The 22,112-nt window shown below is 65.1% G+C and carries 19 protein-coding genes; 16 read left to right on the top strand and 3 right to left on the bottom strand.

Annotated elements, in window-relative coordinates; genetic code table 11:
* Nucleotides 1-97 precede the first annotated feature (97 nt).
* From ACWGQ2_RS04710 to tuf, 16 genes are all read left to right on the top strand, one after another.
* Nucleotides 98-823 carry a hemerythrin domain-containing protein gene (locus ACWGQ2_RS04710; RefSeq protein WP_452014817.1) on the top strand — a complete coding sequence of 242 codons (726 nt, stop codon included), beginning with the start codon at nucleotides 98-100 and terminating at the stop codon, nucleotides 821-823.
* Between the two features lie 51 nt (nucleotides 824-874).
* Nucleotides 875-1,669, top strand: a complete 795-nt coding sequence (locus tag ACWGQ2_RS04705) for an IclR family transcriptional regulator (protein WP_452014815.1) — start codon at nucleotides 875-877, stop codon at nucleotides 1,667-1,669.
* Between the two features lie 189 nt (nucleotides 1,670-1,858).
* Complete coding sequence (locus ACWGQ2_RS04700; RefSeq protein ID WP_452014813.1) at nucleotides 1,859-3,055, top strand: 4-hydroxybenzoate 3-monooxygenase; 1,197 nt, start codon at nucleotides 1,859-1,861, stop codon at nucleotides 3,053-3,055.
* 135 nt (nucleotides 3,056-3,190) lie between these two features.
* Nucleotides 3,191-4,015: a protocatechuate 3,4-dioxygenase subunit beta gene (gene pcaH, locus ACWGQ2_RS04695; RefSeq protein ID WP_452014811.1), complete on the top strand. Its 825-nt coding sequence runs from the start codon at nucleotides 3,191-3,193 to the stop codon at nucleotides 4,013-4,015.
* A complete protein-coding gene (gene pcaG / locus ACWGQ2_RS04690; protein WP_452014809.1) occupies nucleotides 4,015-4,581 on the top strand; it encodes a protocatechuate 3,4-dioxygenase subunit alpha in 567 nt (188 codons plus the stop codon). The genes pcaH and pcaG overlap by 1 nt, the downstream gene beginning before the upstream one ends.
* A gap of 4 nt (nucleotides 4,582-4,585) precedes the next feature.
* On the top strand, nucleotides 4,586-5,977 hold the full coding sequence (locus ACWGQ2_RS04685; protein ID WP_452014807.1) for a lyase family protein: 1,392 nt from the start codon (nucleotides 4,586-4,588) through the stop codon (nucleotides 5,975-5,977).
* Nucleotides 5,974-6,774 carry an alpha/beta fold hydrolase gene (locus ACWGQ2_RS04680; RefSeq protein WP_452014805.1) on the top strand — a complete coding sequence of 267 codons (801 nt, stop codon included), beginning with the start codon at nucleotides 5,974-5,976 and terminating at the stop codon, nucleotides 6,772-6,774. The genes ACWGQ2_RS04685 and ACWGQ2_RS04680 overlap by 4 nt, the downstream gene beginning before the upstream one ends.
* Before the next feature lie 99 nt (nucleotides 6,775-6,873).
* Nucleotides 6,874-7,233, top strand: coding sequence for a 4-carboxymuconolactone decarboxylase (gene pcaC / locus ACWGQ2_RS04675; RefSeq protein ID WP_452015354.1), 360 nt, complete (start codon nucleotides 6,874-6,876; stop codon nucleotides 7,231-7,233).
* 130 nt (nucleotides 7,234-7,363) lie between these two features.
* The gene (locus tag ACWGQ2_RS04670; protein WP_452015352.1) at nucleotides 7,364-8,566 is read left to right on the top strand and encodes a thiolase family protein; all 1,203 of its coding nucleotides are present in this window, start codon (nucleotides 7,364-7,366) and stop codon (nucleotides 8,564-8,566) included.
* Nucleotides 8,567-8,581: 15 nt separating this feature from the next.
* Entirely contained in the window at nucleotides 8,582-9,265 is a 684-nt protein-coding gene (locus ACWGQ2_RS04665) for a 3-oxoacid CoA-transferase subunit A (RefSeq protein ID WP_452014803.1), read from the top strand.
* On the top strand, nucleotides 9,262-9,942 hold the full coding sequence (locus ACWGQ2_RS04660; RefSeq protein WP_452014802.1) for a 3-oxoacid CoA-transferase subunit B: 681 nt from the start codon (nucleotides 9,262-9,264) through the stop codon (nucleotides 9,940-9,942). The genes ACWGQ2_RS04665 and ACWGQ2_RS04660 overlap by 4 nt, the downstream gene beginning before the upstream one ends.
* Nucleotides 9,943-9,962: 20 nt before the next feature.
* Nucleotides 9,963-10,754 (top strand): IclR family transcriptional regulator domain-containing protein, encoded by a 792-nt coding sequence (locus ACWGQ2_RS04655; protein ID WP_452014800.1) that lies wholly within the window; start codon nucleotides 9,963-9,965, stop codon nucleotides 10,752-10,754.
* Nucleotides 10,755-11,080: 326 nt separating this feature from the next.
* The gene (gene rpsL / locus ACWGQ2_RS04650) at nucleotides 11,081-11,455 is read left to right on the top strand and encodes a 30S ribosomal protein S12 (protein WP_055239341.1); all 375 of its coding nucleotides are present in this window, start codon (nucleotides 11,081-11,083) and stop codon (nucleotides 11,453-11,455) included.
* A gap of 1 nt (nucleotide 11,456) precedes the next feature.
* Entirely contained in the window at nucleotides 11,457-11,927 is a 471-nt protein-coding gene (rpsG, locus tag ACWGQ2_RS04645; RefSeq protein ID WP_055239342.1) for a 30S ribosomal protein S7, read from the top strand.
* Between the two features lie 113 nt (nucleotides 11,928-12,040).
* Nucleotides 12,041-14,155: an elongation factor G gene (gene fusA / locus ACWGQ2_RS04640; RefSeq protein ID WP_452014797.1), complete on the top strand. Its 2,115-nt coding sequence runs from the start codon at nucleotides 12,041-12,043 to the stop codon at nucleotides 14,153-14,155.
* Nucleotides 14,156-14,378: 223 nt separating this feature from the next.
* Nucleotides 14,379-15,569: an elongation factor Tu gene (gene tuf, locus ACWGQ2_RS04635; protein ID WP_055239344.1), complete on the top strand. Its 1,191-nt coding sequence runs from the start codon at nucleotides 14,379-14,381 to the stop codon at nucleotides 15,567-15,569.
* Here tuf and ACWGQ2_RS04630 read toward each other — a convergent pair.
* The 3 genes from ACWGQ2_RS04630 to aroA are packed head-to-tail and all read right to left on the bottom strand — an operon-like array spanning nucleotide 15,562 to nucleotide 21,944.
* Entirely contained in the window at nucleotides 15,562-17,706 is a 2,145-nt protein-coding gene (locus tag ACWGQ2_RS04630) for an oxidoreductase (protein WP_452015350.1), read from the bottom strand. The two genes, tuf and ACWGQ2_RS04630, sit on opposite strands and share 8 nt — an antisense overlap.
* A 27-nt stretch (nucleotides 17,707-17,733) precedes the next feature.
* A complete protein-coding gene (locus tag ACWGQ2_RS04625) occupies nucleotides 17,734-18,918 on the bottom strand; it encodes an acyl-CoA dehydrogenase family protein (protein WP_452014795.1) in 1,185 nt (394 codons plus the stop codon).
* Nucleotides 18,915-21,944, bottom strand: a complete 3,030-nt coding sequence (aroA, locus tag ACWGQ2_RS04620; protein WP_452014793.1) for a 3-phosphoshikimate 1-carboxyvinyltransferase — start codon at nucleotides 21,942-21,944, stop codon at nucleotides 18,915-18,917. The genes ACWGQ2_RS04625 and aroA overlap by 4 nt, the downstream gene beginning before the upstream one ends.
* Between the last annotated feature and the right edge of the window lie 168 nt (nucleotides 21,945-22,112).

Below are 22,112 nucleotides of genomic sequence, written 5' to 3'. Positions count from 1 at the left end.
GCTTGCAGAGGGCATTGTCCCGCTTAGGCAGCGGGCCTAGAGTTTTGGCGGGGGAGTGGCCCGTCTCCCGCAGTAGTTTCTGTAAGGGGCAATCCAAATGGCTGACTTCTTTACGGCCGAACCCGGCGAGACACCGGCCCCGTTGCCGCCGGGCCCGGTCCTTTGTACGGGAACCGCTGGTATGCGGCGTATCCACCGTTTCTTTCTCTGGGCCTACGACGAGGCACCCGGCCTGGTGCGCTCTGCGGATGCCGGGGATACCGTCCGCGCCGCCTATGTTGGCGACGTGCTCGGCAACTTTGACCGTGCCCTCCATATTCACCATGAAGGCGAGGACCTGCTGATGTATCCCCGCTTGGAGAGCCGGGCGCCGGGATGCGCGCTCCATATCGCCCAGATGCTGGAGCACCACCGCCAGGTGGCACAGCGCGTTGAACAAATTGAACCGGTTCGGCGGCGCTGGATGGAGACGGCAGACACGGGCGCCGGCCAGGAAGCCGCTGAACGCTACGAGGAGCTATCCGTCCTGCTTAAGGTCCACCTCCGGCGCGAGGTCACTGAGATGATGCCTGTTGCCGACCGGGTGCTCAGTGAAAAGGAAATGAACGCGGTCGGTCAGCACGGGATCGCGCAGTTCGACAAGAGATTCCTCGTGGGCTATCTCGGGATGGTGCTGGCCACGAATCCAGTGGAGGACCGGAAGGCACTGTTCAGGGAGATACCGCTGCCGGTCCGTCTTGCCTACCGGGTTGTGGGACGCCGAATGTACCGGCGGCAGTATTCGGCGCTCTTCCCCGGACGCAGCATCCCGGAGACGCTCTAGCCGTCCTTCGCAGCGTCCTTCGGCGGTCCAGGCTTGTGCCAAAGTACTGGTATGGCCAATTCCCCCTCAGGCGATTCAATGGCGGAACGGATCGTCCGGATGATTTCAGCGTTCGACGCCGAGCACCCGGCCATGCCCGTGGCGACCCTGGCCCGCCGGGCGGCCCTCCCGCTGTCTACCGCGCACCGGCTGGCAGGGGAACTGGTCTCGCTGGGGCTGCTGCAGCGCTCGGACAACGGTGAGCTGCGCCTGGGCCTGCGGCTCTGGGAACTGGCGAGCCGAAGTTCCGCCGCACTGGACCTGCGCCAGGTAGCCATGCCGTTTATGGAAGACATCCAGGCCGTGATCCGCCAGCACACGCAGCTTTCCGTTCTGCAGGAGGACGAGGTGCTGTTTATCGAGAGGCTCTCCAGCCGCGGATCCGTATCCAACTTCGCCAAAGTTGCCGGCAGGCTGCCGCTGCACATCTCCTCCTCCGGGATGGCGCTGATGGCGCACTCACCCCGTCATGTCCAGGAAGAGTTTCTTGCCCGGCACTGCAGCGATCCTGCGCCATTCCCGGATCCCGGAACGCTGCGGGCGCAGTGGGCGGAGATCCGGCGAGAAGGCTGCGCCACCCTGCCCGGCGTCGTCGACCCCGACACCACGGGAATTGCCGTGCCGATCTTCGGGCCGCAGGGTTCTGCCGTCGCGGCGCTGGGCGTAGTGGTACCGCGCGGCCGGGAGAATACTGCTGCCACAGTACCCGCACTGATGACCGCCGCCCGCGGGATATCGCGGGGCCTCGGCACGGACTCAGCCGAAGCCGGTCCGCGCTACGGCACCGCCGCGGCGACCCCGGACTGACCAGCCCCTCCAATTCACCGAGATGGCAGAAACGGCTCTTATGAGCGCTCAAACGGGCCGTAACTGCCATCTCGATGGAATGTTCTCATTGAATGGGAAGGGAGTCGCGCGGGCGGTGTGCCGGTCCTCACACTGATAGGAGGGCATATCCGCCCCGTTCTTCCCGCCTGTCCTCAAAGGAGTCCTGCATTGGCTGCAGCCCGCACCGTCCTCAAGACCAAAGTCGGCATTGTCGGAGGAGGTCCGGCAGGACTGATGCTCTCCCATCTGCTGGCCAAGTCCGGCATTGAGAGCATCGTGGTGGAAAAGCGGGATCACGAAACGATCCGCACCACCCACCGTGCCGGCATCCTGGAGCACGGCAGCGTCCGGATGCTCACCGAGGGCGGCGTCAGCGACCGCGTGCTGACGGACGGTTACAAGCACGACGGCATCGACCTGCGCTTCGGCGGGGAAAGCCACCGCATCGACTTCGAAGAACTGGTGGGGGAGTCCGTCTGGCTCTACCCGCAGAACGAGGTCTTTGTTGACCTTGCTGCCGCCCGCGAACGGGATAACGGCGACGTCCGCTACGCCGTCAGCAACACTGAGGCCCTCGACCAGACCACCTCGGTTCCGAAGATCCGCTTTACCGACGCCGAAGGTGTGGACTTCGAAATCCACTGCGACATCCTGGTGGGTGCTGACGGATCCCAGGGTATCTGCAAGCGTTCAATTCCCAAGGAACTGCGCACCGATAACTTCATTGAGTACCCGTTTGCCTGGTTTGGCATCCTCACCGAAGCACCTCCGAGTGCACCTGAGCTGATCTACGCCAACTCCGAGCACGGCTTCGCCTTGATCAGCCAGCGCAACGACACCGTCCAGCGGATGTACTTCCAGTCCGACCCAAACGAAGACGCCGATGCCTGGAGTGATGAGCAGATCTGGAACGAGCTGCAGCGCCGCGTCGACGGCCCGGACGGCTTCCAGCTCAAGCGCGGCCCCATCTTCGAAAAGACCGTGCTGAAGTTCCGTTCCTACGTCTGCGAACCACTGCGCTACGGCAACATGTTCCTGGCCGGCGACGCCGGGCACACGGTTCCTCCCACCGGCGCCAAAGGCTTGAACCTTGCCCTGGCAGACGTCAAGGTGCTGTTCGAGGCCATCGATTCCTTCTACGCCACAAAGTCCGCAGCCCTGCTGGACGGCTACAGCGAAAAGGCGCTTAAGCGTGTGTGGCGCGCTCAGAACTTCTCCTACTGGATGACCTCGATGCTGCACACCCGCCCGGACGCTACGGACTTCGAACGCAAGCGTGCGCTGGGTGAACTGAACGGCGTCGTATCTTCCCGCCACGGCCAGGCCTACCTGGCTGAGGGCTACACCGGATGGCCGGAACACTAGACACCCACCTTCTGCGTTCGTATTGTGAACGCATGTACACCAAGTGAACAAGCGTGTAACGTGGTTGACACCACTGGGATGCTTGGACGACGACGAGGACGCGCCGCGAACGCATCCTTCCCGAAAGGAATAAACATGGAGACGGAAAACGGTCTGCTCCCCGAAGACCAGACAGTGGAGGGCCCGGACTCGGCCCAGAGCTCGCAGGATGAAATCACTGCCGAAATCCAGGATCTGCACAGTGCCTACCGCAAGGGCGTGGACAACGGCGAAGCGGAAGAGACCCAGCCGCGCCTGGACTTCCGCCCGTACCGCAGCTCGATCCTGCGCCACCCCACCAAGGACCCGCACCACACCGATCCCGAGACCATCGAACTGTGGTCCCCGGCTTTCGGCCACCAGGATGTCCATGCCCTGGAATCCGATCTGACCATCCAGCACAACGGTGAGCCGCTAGGTGAGCGCATTGTGGTTGCCGGCCGCATCCTCGACGGCGACGGCCGGCCGGTGCGCAACCAGCTGGTGGAGATCTGGCAGGCCAACTCAGCCGGACGCTACATCCACAAGCGCGATCAGCACCCGGCGCCGATCGACCCGAACTTCACCGGCGTGGGCCGCTGCATCACGGACGAAAACGGCAACTACCGGTTCACCACCATCAAGCCCGGCCCCTACCCGTGGAAGAACCATTTCAACGCCTGGCGCCCGGCCCACATCCATTTCTCCCTGTTCGGCACGGACTTCACCCAGCGCATGATCACCCAGATGTATTTCCCCGGTGATCCGCTGTTCGCCCTGGACCCGATCTACCAGTCGATCACGGACCAGAAGGCACGTGACCGCCTCGTAGCGACCTACGACCACAATCTCACCCAGCACGAGTGGTCCACCGGCTACAACTGGGACATTGTGCTCACCGGCAGCAACCGCACCTGGATGGAAGACGAGGACGCAGAGTAATGAGCGAGCAGAAACTCACCGCAACCCCGGGCCAGACCGTTGGCCCGTTCTACGGCTATGCGCTTCCCTTCGAAAAGGGCAATGAACTGGTCCACCCGGGCGCCAAGGGTGCCATCCGCATCCAGGGAACCGTCCGTGACGGTGCCGATGACTTCATTCCGGACGCCCTGCTGGAAATCTGGCAGGCCGACGAGCAGGGCAACATCCCGCAGAAGACCGGGTCCCTGGTGCGGGACAGCTACACCTTCACCGGGTGGGGCCGCGCTGCCGTGGACAACACGGGCAACTACACCTTCACCACGGTTAATCCCGGGCCCACGGAAGAAGGCTCCGCGCCGTTCATTTCCGTGGTGATCTTCGCCCGCGGCCTGCTGAACAAGCTCCACACCCGGATGTATCTGCCGGAGGACCAGGAAGCGCTGGCCAAGGACCCGCTGCTCTCCTCGCTGCCCGAGGAACGCCGCCGCACCCTGATTGCCACGCGCGAGGCCGACGGCGGCCTGCGCTGGGACATCAAGCTGCAGGGCGAAGACGAGACCGTCTTCCTGGCCTACCCGGGAGCGTAATCCCTTGGCCTCTGCGGAAACTGCCGACTACGGACTGCTGTCGCCGGCATGGGCCGGCACCCGCGCCGCCGCACTGACCTCTGATGAGGCGCTGCTGCAGGCAATGCTCGACGTCGAACTTGAGTGGCTGCGTGTGCTCGCTTCCGCGGGCCTGATCAAACCGGAGATTCCCGACGCCGTTGCCCCGGCCTGCCAAGCAAACCGCTATGACATTGCGGACCTGGCAGCCCGGGCGCAGGGCGGCGGGAATCCCGTCATTCCGCTGCTGGCCGACCTGCGGGGAAAAGTCCGCAACGAAGCCCCTGCAGCCGTAGGACCCATCCACAAGGCTGCCACCAGCCAGGACATCCTGGACTCGGCGCTGATGCTGATGTCCGCCCGAGCCCTGGAAACGATCCTGGCCGACGTGTACCGCGCCCAGGCCGCCCTGGCAGGCCTCGCGCGGGAACATGCGAATACCCTGAGCGTGGCGCGCACCCTTACCCAGCATTCGCTGCCCTCCACTTTTGGCCTCAAAGCGGCCCAGTGGCTGCACGGCATTGGACAGGCAACCACCGCCCTGGAAGCTGCTGCAGCTGCCCTGCCACTGCAGTGGGGCGGGGCCTCAGGCACCATGGCGGCCCTGACGACTGCCGCGGAAGGCTCCGCTGTCTCCCCGCTGGATCTCTCCGCGGACCTCGCCAACCGGCTCGGCCTGGCCGATCCGGTGGCCCCGTGGCAGACCAACCGGCTGCCGGTCACCGCCCTGGGCGGCGCGCTGGCAGACCTGCTCGCTGCAGCCGGCAAGGTCTCCAATGATGTGCTGCTGCTCAGCCGGCCGGAAATTGGGGAGGTCAGCGAACCCCGCGAAGAAGGCCGCGGCGGGTCATCTGCCATGCCGCAGAAGCAGAACCCCGTCCTCTCAGTCCTGATCCGCAGCGCCGCACTGGCCGCGCCCGGGTACACCGCCATGCTGCAGGCAGCGGCCGGGGCAGCCGACGACGAACGCCCCGGGGGATCCTGGCACGTCGAGTGGCAGGCCCTGCGCCAGCTGCTGCGGCTGGCCGGGGGAGCTGCCGCCAAGCTCGCGGAGCTGACGGGAGGGCTGCAGGTCCATACCGATGCCGTCGCCCGGAACCTTGCCCTGGCCGGACCGCTGGTTGTCAGTGAGAAGGTCATGGCACGCGTGGCTCCGCTGCTGGATAACGGCACCCCGGGCCAGGGCAAGAAGAAGGTCCAGGAACTGGTGTCCCGGTCACTGGCAGGGGAGGACTTTGCCGCGCTGCTGCGTGCAGAAGTGCCCGCCCTCAGTGACGGGGAAATCGCTGACCTGCTGGACCCGGCAAACTACATTGGCCAGTCCGCTGAACTGATCGAACGAATCACCTCGGCTTACCCCGGAAGGAAGAACGCGTGAGCGTCCCCCAGATCAAAGCAACCCAACTCTCCAACGCCGGCCCGTCGGCACCCGTGCTGATCGCCGGTCCCTCCCTGGGAACCGCCGGCACCGCACTCTGGGCCGCTACCGCAGCACTCCTGGACGGCTTCACCGTCATCGCATGGGATCTTCCCGGCCACGGCAACAGCCCGGCAGCCACGGAGGGATTCTCCATTGCGGACCTGGCCACAGCCGTCCACCAGCTGCTGGAGGATGCAGTGGCCGCAGGGGATATTTCCGCGGCACAGCCCGTGCATTACGCCGGCGTCTCACTGGGCGGAGCCGTGGGGCTGCAGCTGGGACTGGACTTCCCCAAGGCCTTCAGCTCCCTGGCCATCCTGTGCTCCGGCGCCAAAATAGGGGACGCAGAAGGCTGGGAGGCCCGGGCGGAAACTGTCCGGAACCAGGGCACACCCGCGGTATTGATTTCCTCGGCCCAGCGTTGGTTCGCCGAGGGATTCATCGAGCGGGAAAAGGATGCCTCTGCAGCGCTGCTGCACTCCCTGCAGGACGCCGACCGGTTCTCCTACGCGTTCTGCTGCCAGGCACTGGCGGGCTTCGACGTCCGCAGCCGGCTGCCGGAGATCCAGGTCCCGGTGCTGGCTGTGGCGGGTGCAGAAGACGTAGTCACCCCGGCCTCCTTCGCGGAGCTGATCGCCGACGGCGTGCCCGGCGGACGGTCCGCCGTCGTGCCCGATGCGGCCCACCTCGTGCCGGCCGAACAGCCAGCCGTTACAGCCGAACTGCTGGGCACTTTCTTCCGCGCAGCGAAGTAGAACACCAACGTATTCAAGAACCACGAAGTCCAAAGAACAGGCAGCACAGTGAACGAGACGTCCAGCCAGAAGACCCAGCAGGAAATCTACGACGAAGGAATGGCTGTACGCCGCGAGGTCCTGGGTGACGCGCACGTTGACCGTGCCAACGCCGCCAAGGACAGCTTCACGGCCGATTTCCAGGACATGATCACCCGCTACGCCTGGGGCACCATTTGGACCCGCCCCGGGCTGGACCGGAAGATGCGCAGCGCCGTTACCCTGACTGCGCTGATTTCCCACGGACACCTGGACGAACTCGCCATGCATGTGCGTGCTGCCGTCCGCAACGGCCTGAGCCGGGATGAGATCAAGGAAATCCTGCTGCAGTCCGCGATTTACTGCAGCGTCCCCTCAGCCAATTCGGCCTTCAAGGTTGCCCAGAACGTCTTCGCGGAACTGGACGCCGCCGAAAACTGAGGCTGGCAGAAAACGCCAATCTCGGATAAATTCGCATCTTGTACGCGTGTTCGCTGATTGAACATCGATGGATGGGCGCGAAGGCGCCGGTCCATGAATACGGGTGCAGCAACCAGCCAAAGGAGCCATGGTGAACCAGGCCTACATTTATGACGCCGTCCGAACCCCCTTCGGGCGCTTCGGCGGAGCTCTCGCGGGTGTCCGCCCCGACGACCTCGCCGCGCAGGTGATCCGGGCGTCCGTCGCCCGGGCGCCGGAACTGGATCCCTCCCGCGTTGACGAAGTCATCTTCGGCAACGCCAACGGAGCCGGCGAAGAGAACCGTAACGTTGCCCGCATGGCCACGCTGCTGGCGTCCCTGCCGGTCTCCGTTCCCGGCACAACCGTTAACCGGCTCTGCGGATCCTCCCTCGACGCTGCCATGATCGCTTCACGGCAGATCAACACCGGCGAAGCAGACCTGATGCTGGTGGGCGGCGTGGAATCCATGAGCCGTGCCCCGTGGGTACTGCCGAAAAACGAAAGGCCGTTCCCCGCAGGGGACCAGACACTCGCCTCCACCACGCTGGGCTGGCGGCTGGTAAACCCCGCCATGCCGCGTGAATGGACCGTTTCCCTTGGCGAGGCCACGGAACAGCTGCGGGAGAAGTACGGGATCAGCCGTGAACGCCAGGACGAATTTGCCGCCAAGTCCCACGAGCAGGCAGCCCGTGCATGGGACGAAGGCCGGTACGCCAACCTGACCGTGGCCGTCGACGGCGTCGACCTGGAGCGGGATGAAAGCATCCGCGCCGGCTCGACCGTGGAAAAGCTGGCCACGCTGAAGACCGTGTTCCGCCCCGTCTCCGACACACCGTCCGGCGGCACCGTAACCGCCGGCAATGCATCGCCGCTGAACGACGGCGCCTCTGCCGCTTGGCTGGGCAGTGAAGCCGCAGCAGGGATCCTGGGCCTGGAGCCGCTGGCCCGCATCGCCGGGCGCGGTGCTGCCGCCAATGAACCGCAGTACTTCGGGTACGCCCCGGTGGAAGCAGCCAATACTGCGCTCAAGCGCGCGGGCATCTCCTGGGGCGAGGTTGGTGCCGTTGAACTGAACGAAGCCTTCGCCGCGCAGTCCCTTGCCTGCCTTGATGCCTGGGACATCGACCCCGCAATCGTCAACGCCTGGGGCGGTGCAGTGTCCATCGGCCACCCGCTGGGCGCCTCCGGCACCCGGATCCTCGGCACCCTGGCCCGCCGGCTGGAAGCCACCGGTGAGCGGTGGGGCGTGGCAGCCATCTGCATCGGCGTCGGGCAGGGACTCGCCGTCGTACTCGAAAACACCAAAGCCTAGTTCCTTAGGAGAACCGTGCTGAACATTCTGCAGGACGTCGACGAAGCCGTCGCGCCAATCCACGACGGGGCCACCGTGATGATCGGCGGGTTCGGAAAGGCCGGGCAGCCGGTCGAGCTGATCGAGGCGCTGCTCCGCCAGGGCGCCAAGGACCTGACGGTCGTGAACAACAACGCCGGCAACGGCGAAGAAGGACTGGCCGCGCTGATCGGCGCCGGACGGGTTCGGAAGATCATCTGCTCCTTCCCGCGGCAGTCCGACTCCCAGATCTTCGACGCGAAGTTCCGTGCCGGGGAAATCGAACTCGAACTGGTTCCGCAGGGCAACCTGGCCGAGCGCATCCGTGCCGCCGGCGCCGGGATCGGCGGGTTCTTCACCCCCACCGCCTACGGCACCCCGCTGGCCGAAGGCAAGGAAACCCGGATGATCGACGGCCGGGGCTACGTTTTCGAAACCCCGCTGCATGCGGACTTTGCCCTGGTGAAAGCACTGAAGGCAGACCGCGCCGGAAACCTCGTCTACCGCAAGACCGCCCGGAACTTCGGCCCGATCATGGCTGCAGCTGCCCGGAACGCCATTGTCCAGGTACGGGAAATCGTCGACGTCGGGCAGATTGATCCGGAAATCGTTGTGACCCCCGGAATCTACGTCAACACCCTGGTTCCGGTAACGCAGGAGAAAGAACCGGCAGCAGCATGAGCGAGAAGGCAGTGAACACCACCGTGAGCGAAAAACTGGACCGCAATTCACTGGCTGAACTCGTGGCGCGGGACATCGCGCCCGGTTCCTTCGTCAACCTGGGTATTGGGCAGCCCACCCTGGTCTCGAACTACCTCAAGCCCGAGCAGCAGGTCACCCTGCACACCGAGAACGGCATGCTGGGCATGGGACCCGAGGCGCAGGGCGATCAGATCGACGGCGACCTGATCAATGCCGGCAAGATCCCCGTCACCGAACTGCCGGGAGCGTCCTACTTCCACCACGCCGATTCCTTCGCGATCATGCGCGGCGGACACCTGGACGTCTGTGTCCTGGGTGCCTTCCAGGTTTCCGCCACCGGCGACCTGGCCAACTGGCACACCGGTGCACCGGATGCCATTCCCGCCGTCGGCGGTGCCATGGACCTGGCCACCGGGGCCAAGGACGTTTATGTGATGATGTCCCTGTTCACCCGCGAAGGGGTCAGCAAGCTGGTAGCGGAGTGCTCCTACCCGCTGACGGGCGTTGGCTGCGTCACGCGCGTTTACACTAATGAAGCGGTGTTCCTCATCAAGGAGGACGGCGTCCACGTTCGCGAGACCTTTGGGATCAGCTTCGAGGAGCTTGCCGCGAAGGTAGACGTGCCCCTGATCGGCCCGTCCGCCGGCACCGACTAAAAAACCACAGCGGGGGAGACATGAGCGAAACGATCGCGGCCAGTGACCAGTTTGTCCAGTCACTGGCCCGCGGCCTGTCCGTGATCCGGGCGTTCGACGCCGAACACGTGCAGATGACCCTCAGCGATGTTTCCCGCCGCACCGGCCTGACCCGGGCTACGGCCCGCCGGTTCCTGCTGACCCTGGTGGAACTGGGCTACGTGCGCACCGACGGCCGCAGTTTTGAACTCACCGCGCTCGTCCTGCAGCTGGGCTACTCCTACCTGGCCGGACAGTCCCTGCCGCAGTTGGCCCAGCCGCTGCTCGAGGACCTGTCCCGCGAAATCCACGAATCGACGTCGGCCTCCATCCTGGACGGCAATGAAATCGTCTACATTGCCCGGATCCACACCCGCCGCCTGATGACCGTGGGCATCACCGTGGGAACCCGCTTCCCCGCCTACGCCACCTCCATGGGCCGGGTGCTGCTGGCCGGACTCGATGACGCCGCACTGGATGCGTACCTGTCCGAAGTGGAACTGGTGCCCCTGACCGAGCGGACCATCACTGCCGAGGGTGCCCTCCGCAGCGAAGTCCAGCGGGTCCGCGAGCAGGGCTGGGCCGTGGTGGACCAGGAACTCGAACGGGGCCTGCGCTCGGTGGCAGTGCCCATCTTCAGCCCTGCCGGGGAAGTGATCGCTGCGCTGAATACTTCCATGCAGGCAACCCTGGGACTCGACGGGCCTACACTGGAGGAAGCGGCGGCGCAGGTGCTGCCGCATCTGCAGGAAGCGTCCCGGAAAATCACCCAGGCGCTGGCAGCCCGGAGCTGACTCCGGGGTGGAATGCAGCCCCGGCTTAAGCTGGCCGGGATGTCTGCTAGACTGTTAATAATTGTTTGTGTGGCAGTGGATGAAGGCCGCTCGCATGTTCTCTCGGATTCCGTCTCCGAGGCGCGGGTGGGGGCCTGTTTCCGGGTTGCAGGGTTCTTGTGCAACGAATGCCACACTTTTGCACGCCTACGGTCGCTTCGGATCACGGAACGTCTCGGGGGTACTGCGGCAACAACTTTGAAAAGCCTCGCTCAGGGCCTGCTGGAAGCGGACCGGAGCAAGCGCAACCAGAGAATTTTTCTCGAGATAAAACGGAGAACTGATAAGTGCCTACGATTCAGCAGCTGGTCCGCAAGGGCCGCTCACCCAAGGTCTCCAAGACCAAGGCTCCTGCCCTTAAGGGCAGCCCGATGCGCCGTGGTGTGTGCACCCGTGTTTACACCACCACCCCGAAGAAGCCGAACTCGGCTCTGCGCAAGGTAGCCCGTGTCCGCCTCAATGGCGGCGTGGAAGTTACTGCCTACATCCCCGGTGTGGGTCACAACCTGCAGGAACACTCCATCGTGCTGGTCCGCGGTGGTCGTGTGAAGGACCTGCCCGGTGTCCGTTACAAGATCGTTCGCGGCGCACTGGACACCCAGGGTGTCAAGAACCGCAAGCAGGCTCGCAGCCGCTACGGCGCGAAGATGGAGAAGAAGTAATATGCCCCGCAAGGGTCCGGCCCCCAAGCGGCCGCTCGCAGTCGATCCCGTCTACGGCTCCCCGCTGGTCACGCAGCTGATCAACAAGGTCCTCGTGGACGGCAAGAAGTCCACCGCAGAGCGCATCGTTTACGGCGCACTTGCCGGTGCTCAGGAGAAGACCGGACAGGATCCGGTTGCAGCCCTGAAGAAGGCCATGGACAACATCAAGCCGAGCCTTGAGGTCAAGTCCCGCCGCGTCGGCGGCGCCACCTACCAGGTTCCGGTTGAGGTTAAGCCGGGCCGCGCAACCGCTCTGGCTCTCCGCTGGCTGGTTGGCTACTCCAAGGCCCGCCGCGAGAAGACGATGACCGAGCGTCTGCGCAACGAGATCCTGGACGCCTCGAACGGTCTTGGTGCTGCTGTGAAGCGTCGCGAAGACACCCACAAGATGGCCGAGTCCAACAAGGCCTTCGCCCACTACCGCTGGTAATAAGCACCACGTACATCTTTTCAGCCCAGGCCCTGCGGCCCGCTTCGGCGGGCCTCAGGGCCGCAGGCCGAATAGGTGACCGGCGGGGCCAGAACCAAAACTAGGGAGTAACCGTGGCACTGGACGTGCTTACCGACCTCAACAAGGTCCGCAACATCGGCATCATGGCGCACATTGATGCCGGCAAGACCACCACCACCGAGCGCATCCTGTTCTACACCGGTGTCAACCACAAGATTGGCGAAACGCACGACGGCGCTTCGACCATGGACTGGATGGCACAGGAGCAGGAGCGGGGTATCACCATCACCTCCGCAGCTACCACGTGCTACTGGGACAACAACCAGATCAACATCATCGACACGCCGGGTCACGTTGACTTCACTGTCGAGGTTGAGCGGTCCCTGCGCGTGCTTGACGGCGCCGTAGCCGTCTTCGACGGCAAGGAAGGCGTGGAGCCGCAGTCTGAGACTGTTTGGCGCCAGGCTGACAAGTACAACGTTCCGCGTATCTGCTTCGTCAACAAGATGGACAAGCTGGGCGCTGACTTCTACTTCACCGTCGACACCATCATCAACCGCCTGGGCGCCAAGCCGCTGGTTCTCCAGCTGCCGATCGGCTCCGAGAGCGAATTCGAGGGCGTCGTTGACCTCCTCGAAATGCGTGCACTCACCTGGCGCGGCGACGCCAAGGGTGACGTGACCATGGGCGCTAAGTACGAAGTTGAGCCGATCCCCGCAGACCTGCAGGAAAAGGCCGAAGAGTACCGCGCAAAGCTCGTGGAAACTGTTGCCGAAGCCAGCGAAGAACTCATGGAGAAGTACCTCGAAGGTGAAGAACTCACCCTTGAGGAACTGAAGGCCGGCATCCGCAAGATGACCGTGAACTCCGAGGTCTACCCGGTGCTGTGCGGCTCCGCGTTCAAGAACCGCGGCGTTCAGCCGATGCTTGACGCCGTCGTTGCCTACCTGCCGAGCCCGCTTGACGTTCCGAACATCAAGGGCCACGACATCCGTGACGAGGAAGTTGTGCTCGAGCGCGCTGCAGACGCAGACGCCCCGTTCTCGGCTCTGGCATTCAAGGTTGTGACGCACCCGTTCTTCGGCCGTCTGACCTACATCCGCGTTTACTCCGGCAAGGCTGCTTCCGGTGCTCAGGTCATGAACTCGACCAAGCAGAAGAAGGAGCGCATCGGAAAGCTCTTCCAGATGCACGCCAACAAGGAAAACCCGGTTGAAGAGATCACCACGGGTCACATCTACGCGGCCATCGGTCTGAAGGACACCACCACCGGGGATACCCTGTGCGACCTTCAGAACCCGATCGTCCTGGAATCGATGAGCTTCCCGGAGCCCGTCATTTCCGTGGCAATCGAACCGAAGACCAAGGGTGACCAGGAGAAGCTCTCCACGGCTATCCAGAAGCTCTCCGAAGAGGATCCGACCTTCCAGGTCTCCCTCGACGAAGACACCGGCCAGACCATCATCGCCGGCATGGGCGAGCTTCACCTGGACATCCTGGTGGACCGCATGCGCCGCGAATTCAAGGTCGAAGCCAACGTGGGCAAGCCCCAGGTTGCTTACCGCGAAACCATCCGCCGCGCAGTCGAGAAGTACGACTACACGCACAAGAAGCAGACCGGTGGTTCGGGCCAGTTCGCAAAGGTCCAGATCGCGATCGAGCCGCTGGACACCTCGGAAGGCGCTCTGTACGAGTTCGACAACAAGGTCACTGGTGGCCGTGTTCCGCGCGAGTACATCCCCAGCGTTGACCAGGGTATCCAGAGCGCACTCAACGACGGCATTCTTGCCGGCTACCCGGTAGTCGGCATCAAGGCCACGCTGCTCGACGGCGCTTACCACGACGTCGACTCCTCGGAAATGGCGTTCAAGATCGCCGGCCGCCAGGCTTTCAAGGAAGCTGCACGGATGGCCAGCCCGGTTCTGCTCGAACCGGTCATGGATGTCGAAGTCCGCACCCCTGAGGAATACATGGGTGAAGTCATCGGTGACATCAACTCGCGCCGCGGGCAGATGCAGTCGATGGAAGACGCCAGCGGCGTGAAGGTTGTTCGCGCCCTCGTTCCGCTGTCCGGCATGTTCGGGTACATCGGTGACCTGCGGTCCAAGACCCAGGGCCGAGCCGTTTACTCGATGCAGTTCAACAGCTACGCAGAGGTCCCGAAGGCAGTAGCCGACGAGATCATCCAGAAGACGCGCGGCGAGTAAGACCCCGCCGGCGTTCCGGGGAAATCCGGAACGCCGGCCGTGTGTGGCCCGTCCTAAGGGGAGACCCGGACGGACGGGCCGCACGGCCAGACTGAGCGGGACCTGCGGGAACCGCGGCACAAGGCAATTTCATCAAATAAACAGCCCCAAGTAGACTTGTATCGGATCAGTTGCGAGAAGCGCGGCTGGTGATTGAGTCTTCTAACCTTTCTAGGAGGAACCCGTGGCGAAGGCAAAGTTCGAGCGGACTAAGCCGCACGTCAACATCGGCACCATTGGTCACGTTGACCATGGAAAGACCACGTTGACCGCTGCCATTTCAAAGGTGCTTGCTGACAAGTACCCTGACCTGAACGAGCAGCGCGACTTCGCTGCTATTGACTCCGCGCCGGAAGAGCGTCAGCGCGGTATCACCATCAACATCTCGCACATTGAGTACCAGACCGAGAAGCGTCACTACGCACACGTTGACGCCCCGGGCCACGCTGACTACATCAAGAACATGATCACCGGCGCAGCTCAGATGGACGGCGCAATCCTCGTGGTTGCCGCTACTGACGGCCCGATGGCTCAGACCCGCGAGCACGTTCTGCTTGCCCGCCAGGTTGGTGTTCCCTACCTGCTGGTCGCGCTGAACAAGTCCGACATGGTTGAGGACGAGGAACTCCTCGACCTCGTGGAAATGGAAGTTCGCGAACTGCTGAGCTCCCAGGAGTTCGACGGCGACAACGCTCCCGTCGTTCGCGTTTCCGGCCTGAAGGCACTGGAAGGCGACCCCAAGTGGGTTGCGTCCGTCGAAGAACTCATGGAAGCCGTTGACAACAACGTTCCGGACCCCGTTCGCGACAAGGACAAGCCGTTCCTGATGCCGATCGAGGACGTCTTCACCATCACCGGCCGTGGCACCGTTGTTACGGGCCGCGCCGAGCGCGGTACCCTCGCTATCAACTCCGAGGTCGAGATCGTTGGCATCCGCCCGATCCAGAAGACCACGGTTACCGGTATCGAGATGTTCCACAAGCAGCTCGACGAAGCATGGGCCGGCGAGAACTGTGGCCTGCTGCTCCGCGGCATCAAGCGCGAAGACGTAGAGCGTGGCCAGGTTGTCGTCAAGCCGGGTTCCATCACCCCGCACACCGACTTCGAGGCCAACGTCTACATCCTGTCCAAGGATGAAGGCGGCCGCCACAACCCGTTCTACTCGAACTACCGCCCGCAGTTCTACTTCCGCACCACCGACGTCACGGGTGTTATCACCCTGCCCGAGGGTACGGAAATGGTTATGCCCGGTGACAACACCGAAATGACCGTTGAACTGATCCAGCCGATCGCAATGGAAGAGGGCCTCGGCTTCGCTATCCGCGAAGGCGGCCGCACCGTTGGATCCGGCCGCGTCACCAAGATCATCAAGTAATTTGATGTTCTGACGCCGGACCATACGGTTCAGCATTGAAGGGCCCCGCTGCTACGGCAGCGGGGCCCTTTTGCGTCCCCGCCGTGCCGCTTCCCGCGAGCCGGGCCGCCAGTGACGTTCCGGTCTCAAGTCCCTCGGCGAAGGCACGGACGGCGTTCAGCCCCGCAGCTGAAGCAGCTCCGCCGACCGCAGTGTGGGGGATGCCGGCAGCTGCCAGGGCATGCCGCAGCCCAGTGTTCTCCACCTGGCCCGCAGCTATGACGACGGCGTCGGCCTCGATCAGTTCAGCACCGTCCGGCCCTTCTATCAGCAGGCCGCCGGGGAGAAGTCCCCGGTAGCTGATTCCGGTGCGCAGGACGGCGCCGGCATGACGCAGGGCCTGAAGGGCAGCCCACCGGGTGGAGATCCCAATGCCTTCGCCGATCCGAGCTCCGCGGCGCAGCAGGGTAACCTGCCGGCCGGCCGGCCGGGAACGGTCCGGGGTCAGGTGTTCCCGGGCGAAGCGCGCGGCGGCTTCCGGGCCGGATTCGGTTGCCGGGATTGCGCGTCCGGTTTCCTGCAGCAGCAGATGGGCCAGGTCCACGGCGATGCCTCCGCCCCCAACGACGGCGATGCGGGCTGGCAGGGCGGCCGGGTTGGCGAATGCCTGGCGGTAGTCCAGGACCTCAACCCCTGCGCCCGGCAGGGCCACGGTCCGCGGCAGGACTCCGGTGGCGTCCACAACGTGGCTGAACCCGCTCAGCAGGGCGGGCCCGGCACGCACTCCGCAATGGATGGCAACGCCGAGGCGGGGGAGTTCAGCGGAGAAATAGCGGATGGTCTGCTCGAAGTCAGCCTTACCGGGGACACTGCGGGCCAGACGGAACTGCCCGCCGATTTCAGCCTCTGCTTCGAACAGCTGCACCTGGATTCCTGCCGCGGCGAGGGCAGCTGCCGCCTGCATTCCCGCGGGACCGGATCCCACCACGGCCACTGTCTTTCCGGCTGCGCCGGCGGCGGGGACGCCGGCAGGAAACTGCAGCTCACGGCCGGCCCTGGGATTCACCAGACAGGACACCGGGTCCGTGCCCAGGGAGCGGTCGATGCAGGCTTCATTGCAGGCGATGCAGGTGTTCACCAGGTCTGCCCGTCCTGCCTCGGACTTCGCGAGGATCCGCGGATCGGCCAGGAATGGGCGGGCCATCGACACAAAGTCAACACTGCCCTCAGCCAGGGCCGCCTCGGCCTGGTGCACGGCGTTGATCCGGTTCGAACCGATCACCGGTATGCGGTATCCCATCCGGCGCAGGGCAGCCCGTATTCCTGCGGCCACGGGGAGCCAGCTGCCGTGGGGGACCAGCGACTGGACCGTCGGGATCCGGGATTCGTGCCAGCCGATGCCGATGTTCAGCGCGTCCGCACCGGCCTCGGCCAGGGCCGCAGCCAGTGCGCTGTACTCTTCAGGGGGCCCGCTGTTCTCGACCAGGTCCGCCCCGGACATTCGGAAAATGATCGGGAAATCCGGCCCGGCGGCCTGGCGGACGGCCCCGAGGACAGCCAGCGGAAAGGCACGCCTGCGGACAGCGTCCCCTCCCCAGGCGTCGTCGCGCTGATTGGCTGCGGGGGAAGCGAACTGGTTGACCAGGTAACCTTCGGACCCCATGATTTCGACGGCGTCGAACCCCAGCTCCCGGGCCTGGTGTGCTGCTGCGCCGAAGTCCTGCAGCGTGTCCTGGATCTGTGCCTCGTCCATGGCCCGGGGCATGCTGCGTGAATAACCCGACCACAGGGCAGACGGAGCCAGCGGCTGCAGCCCGTAGGTTCCGGGAAAGGCGTAGCGCCCGGCGTGGAAGAGCTGCAGGGCCAGCAGGCCCCCGGCGTCGTGCACCGCCTTCAGTGCTTTCTGCGCTGCCCGCAGAAACGGCGGTTCGCCGCTCACCAGGTAGGTCCGGCCGCCGGAACCCGCCCGGCTGACGGCGGCACCTCCGCTGACGATCAGGGCAGCGCCGCCTGCGGCACGCTCGGCGTAGAACCGGGCCAGCGCATCCGCGTCGGCCTCGAAGTTCAGGTGCATGCTGCCCATGATGATCCGGTGCGGCAGCGTCATGGAGCCTATCCTGCCGGGGGCGAAAGCGTGCGGGTACTGCCGCACTCCCATCCGCGGGTCCGAGGGCACGGGATGCGCCTAGCCCGGTATTCCGCCGAGCAGGGCCTTGGCGATGACGGACTTTTGGATCTCGTTGGTGCCCTCTTCGAACCGCTGCGCACGGGCATCTCGGTAGACGCGTTCAATGGTCTGGGACTGCCAGTAGCCAATGCCGCCGTGCACCTGCAGGGCCTTGTCCGTGACCCGGCCCAGCATGTCCACAGCCGTTAGCTTGGCCATGGAGGAGAGGGCGGCTGCCTCCGGTTCGGAATTCTGCCAGGCTGCGGCGGCGGTAAGGGTGAGGGCTTTGGCCGCGGCGATGTCTGCGGCATTCTCGGCCAGGGTGAACGCAATAGCCTGCCGCGAGGAGAGCGGTTTGCCGAAGGTGGTGCGTGCGGTGGCATAGGCGATAGCCAGCTGCTGGGCACGCTGGGCCAGGCCCACACAGCTCATGGCCACTGAGATCCGGCTGGGCGTCAGGAAACCGCCCAGGGCCACCGCCAAACCTTCGCCCTCCGCACCGAGCCGGTTGGCTACCGGGACGGGCGCGTTGGTGAACGTCAGCGAAGCGTGGTCGGTTCCCCGTACCCCCATGGTCCGGGAGGTGTCCTCAACCTCGGCACCGGGGGTGTTGCGGTCAACCAGGAGCGCCACTGTACCCTCACGGCCAGCGCTGCCTTCCAGCCGGGCGAAGAGCAGCCAGTAGTCACAGCGGACACCAAACGTGATGAGGTGCTTGGCGCCCGTGAGGTAGTAGGTGTCCCCGTCGCGACGGACAGATGACGTGATGTCCGCACCGCTGCCGTTGGCGGGCTCGGTGAGGGTGAAGGCAACCACGGACTCCCCGGCGACGGCAGGCACAATGAACTTCTGCCGCTGGGCCTCGTCCGCAAAGGGGTTCATGGCCCGCCAGGTTCCGTTCAGGACGTGGACGATCATCCGCACCGACGCATGGGAGCGGGAAAAGACTTCCATAAGCCCCATCCACTGCAGGAAGCTCAGGCCGGCCCCGCCGAGGTCCCGCGGCGCGGCGAGGGAAAGGAAACCTTCGGTGCGCAGCTGTTTCCAGAGCTCCTCGGGTACCGCTCCGGTCTCCTCGATCTCCTCGGCCCATACCTCGCCGGGCCCCTCCACCCAGCCGGTCACCCGGTCCAGGAGAGCCTGGTACTCCGGGTCAGGAATTGAACTTCCGCGTCCGTCAGCTCGCACCGTGCTGGTCTTCACGCCTGGCTCCTGTCTGTGCCGGCCGGGACGCTCCCGGCCAGTTGCCGTGCCATTTCCCGCAGCAGGAACTTCTGGACTTTCCCCACGGGATTCCGGGGGATTGCCTCCAGCAGCTCCAGCCGCTCCGGCCAATAGTGCTTGGAGACCTGGCAGCTGTCCAGATACCGGGTAAGTTCGGCCAGTGTCGGAGTGCTGCCCGGCACCGGAACCACGAAGGCACAAGCGCGCTCGCCCAGGCGGGGATCGGGCATGGCGGCCAGCGCGACGTCGTCAATGAGCGGGTGCCGGTACAGCAGCTGCTCGATTTCGGCCACGGGGATCTTTTCGCCGCCGCGGTTGATGACGTCGCGCACCCTGCCGGTGATGCGCAGATAGCCGGCATCGTCCAGGGTGGCCAGGTCTCCCGTGCGGTACCAGCCGTCCTCGGTGAAGGCTTCCTTGGTCAGGTCCGGGCGGTCCAGATACCCCTCGAACATGGTGGGGCTGAGCAGCTCAAAGTTGCCTTCGACGCCGGCGGGCAGCAGGTGGCCCTCGTCGCTGACGACCCGGGCCTGCACCCCGGGCAGCAGCTGCCCGTCGGTGCCCCAGACGAGGGCCGGATCACCGCCCGGGGAGGAAACCGCACCCAGGCAGGTTTCAGTGGTGCCGAACGCGCCGCAGACCCACGCACCCAGCACCCGGGTGGCCCGTTCCGCCAGGTGCCGGGGGACACCGGCGCCGGTGTTTACGAAGATCCGCAGGCTGGAGGGTACGGGAGCACCGGCTTCCACTGCCTTCACCAGGTCGGCGAGGAAAGGCGTGGCTGCCTGTACGAAGCTCCCTTTCCAGCCCTGCAGCATGTTCAGGGCGCGGACCGGTTCCCAGACCGGCTGCAGGATCTGCGGAACCCCCAGCACAAACGAGAGCCACATTCCGTAGAGGAATCCGGTCTGGTGGGCCAGGGGCGAAGGGATGAACACCACATCACCGGAATGCAGCCCCAGGTGCTGCGCCTGCAGGGCGGCAGCCCGGGAGAGGGTGGAGTGCCGGTGCAGCACGGCCTTGGGCTCCCCGGTGGTGCCGGAGGTAAAGAGCAGCTGGGCTGCGGCGTCCGCTGCCGGAGCTGCGGCATCAATCCGTTCACGGTCCACCCGGGTTTCGGCCAGTTCCTGCTCCCACCCGTGCCAGGTAACGCCGCGGTTGCCCGGAACAGCCGGTGCCGCGCCGCCGATCACCAGGACGTGGCGGACAGCGAGCTCATAACCGGGATCCGTGCCCGTTCCGGCCGAGAGGATACCGTCCAGTTCCCGGGCATAGTGCCGGCCGCGGAATTCTTCCGGAACCACGACGACGGCGGCCCGGGAGCGGTGCAGGGCGAAGGCCACCTCGCGTTCCCGGAAGATCGGCATGATTGGAGCCGCCACCGCGCCAATGCGCAGCACCGCGGTAGATAGGAGCACAAAGTCGGTCCAGTTCGGCAGCTGGAACGCTACCCGGTCCCCGGTACCGACGCCCAAATCCTGGAGCAGTGCGGCCACGCGGTCAGCTCCGGCGTCGAGCTGGGCCCAGGTAAGGTGGCCGGAGTCCTGCGGCCGGCCGTCCGCCACTGCGCTCTGGTTCGGACGTTCTGCGGCCCAGCGGCGCACCCAGTCCGCTGCGGGAACCCGGGCCGCGGCGTCGGGAGTGGATACCAGGGTTGCTCCGGTGCGCGGGCGGGTGGTCCCGCTGGGGCGGCGGCGGGGGACGGGACCGTCCTGGACCTGCATGGACAGTCCAAACGAATTCATGGCATCAAGGAACTCCGGATATGAAATCCGGTAGGCATTGGGGTAGCTCAGGGTGCTTCGTCCCACCGCACCGGACGCCGCGACGGCCAGGGACATCAGTACCCGGTGGTCGTTGAAGGAGGACAGGTCAGCAGCCGTCAGGGTTTCGGTTCCGCGGATGATTAGGTCGCTGCCCGCTGTCCGCACCGCCGCGCCCATGGAGTTCAGCTGTGCCATGGCAGCTACCCGGTCTGATTCCTTCAGCCGGACATGGCCCACATTCCGGAAGATGCTCTCGCCGTCTGCACAGGCCGCCATGGCGGAAAGCACCGGAAGCATGTCCGGTACCGTACGGCAGTCAATGTCTGCCGGCTGCAGCCGCAGTCCGTCGTGCCGCACACGCACACCGTCCGGACCGGCGTCGTAAGCCATGGGCAGTCCCATCGAAGCTGCAATGTCCAGGAAGTCTGCTTCCGGATGGTCCGCGCTCTCTGCGGTGACCGAGCGCAGGCCGCGCAACAGCAGATCCGAAGGGTGCAGGGCAGCAGCTGCCAGGGCGAAGGCGGCGGACCCGATGTCCTCCGGCATCCGCATCTGCGTCGGCACGGCTTCCTGGCGGGGCGGTATCTCAAAGCGGTGCCAGTCCTCCTGCACATCGATCCGCAGGCCGAAGCGGCGCATCATCTGCACAGTCAGTTCAAGGTAAGTGCGCTCATTCAGGGTTCCGTCCACCACCACGGTGGTTGGCCGGTCCGCGAACGGGGCCAGAAGCAGCAGCCCGGAAATCCACTGCGAGAGCGTCCCGGCTATGTGGACTTCCCCGCCGGCAGGCCGGCGGGCACGCACCCGGATGGGCGGGCACCCGGTGGGGGAATCGACGTCGAGCCCCATTTGGGTCAGGGCAGCGAGCAGCGGCCCGATGGGGCGGCGCTGGAAATACTTCTGGCCCGTCACCGTGACATCGGTGGATCCCAGAGCGGCCAGTCCCACCATGAAGTACAGGGTGGTGCCGGAGCTGCCTGCGGAGACCTCGTTTTTCAGCGGCCGGTAGGAGCCGCCGTGCACCACGTAGGTGCCGCCGTCGACGTCGATCCGGGTGCCCAGCGTACGCAGCATGGCCACCGTGTAGTGGACGTGGCGTGCATCCGTGAGGCCTGTTATCCGGCTGATTCCCGGCGCCAGCGAGGCAAGGATCAGGGCCCGGTGGGCGTGGTATTTGGAGTTGGGCACCTGTGCTTCACCATAGATGCGCTGCTGTGTTCCCAGGACCGAAAGATGCATGGCGTCTAGGCCTTTCCACCGGCTGTCCTTCTCTGGCGGCTCCCCCGGAGCCGACGTTACCAGTTGCCTCTTGGGGCTGGAACAGGCAGGGGACACCCCGGCACCGGACCCGCACCATTGCCTCTGCCGGACTGTGGTTTTTGCACCGGAGCGCATGCCTGCGCGCAC

Source organism: Arthrobacter sp. NPDC055585 (assembly GCF_053619115.1).
Note: the sequence above shows the minus strand (reverse complement) of the source record. Positions and strands in the feature narration are given on the sequence as shown.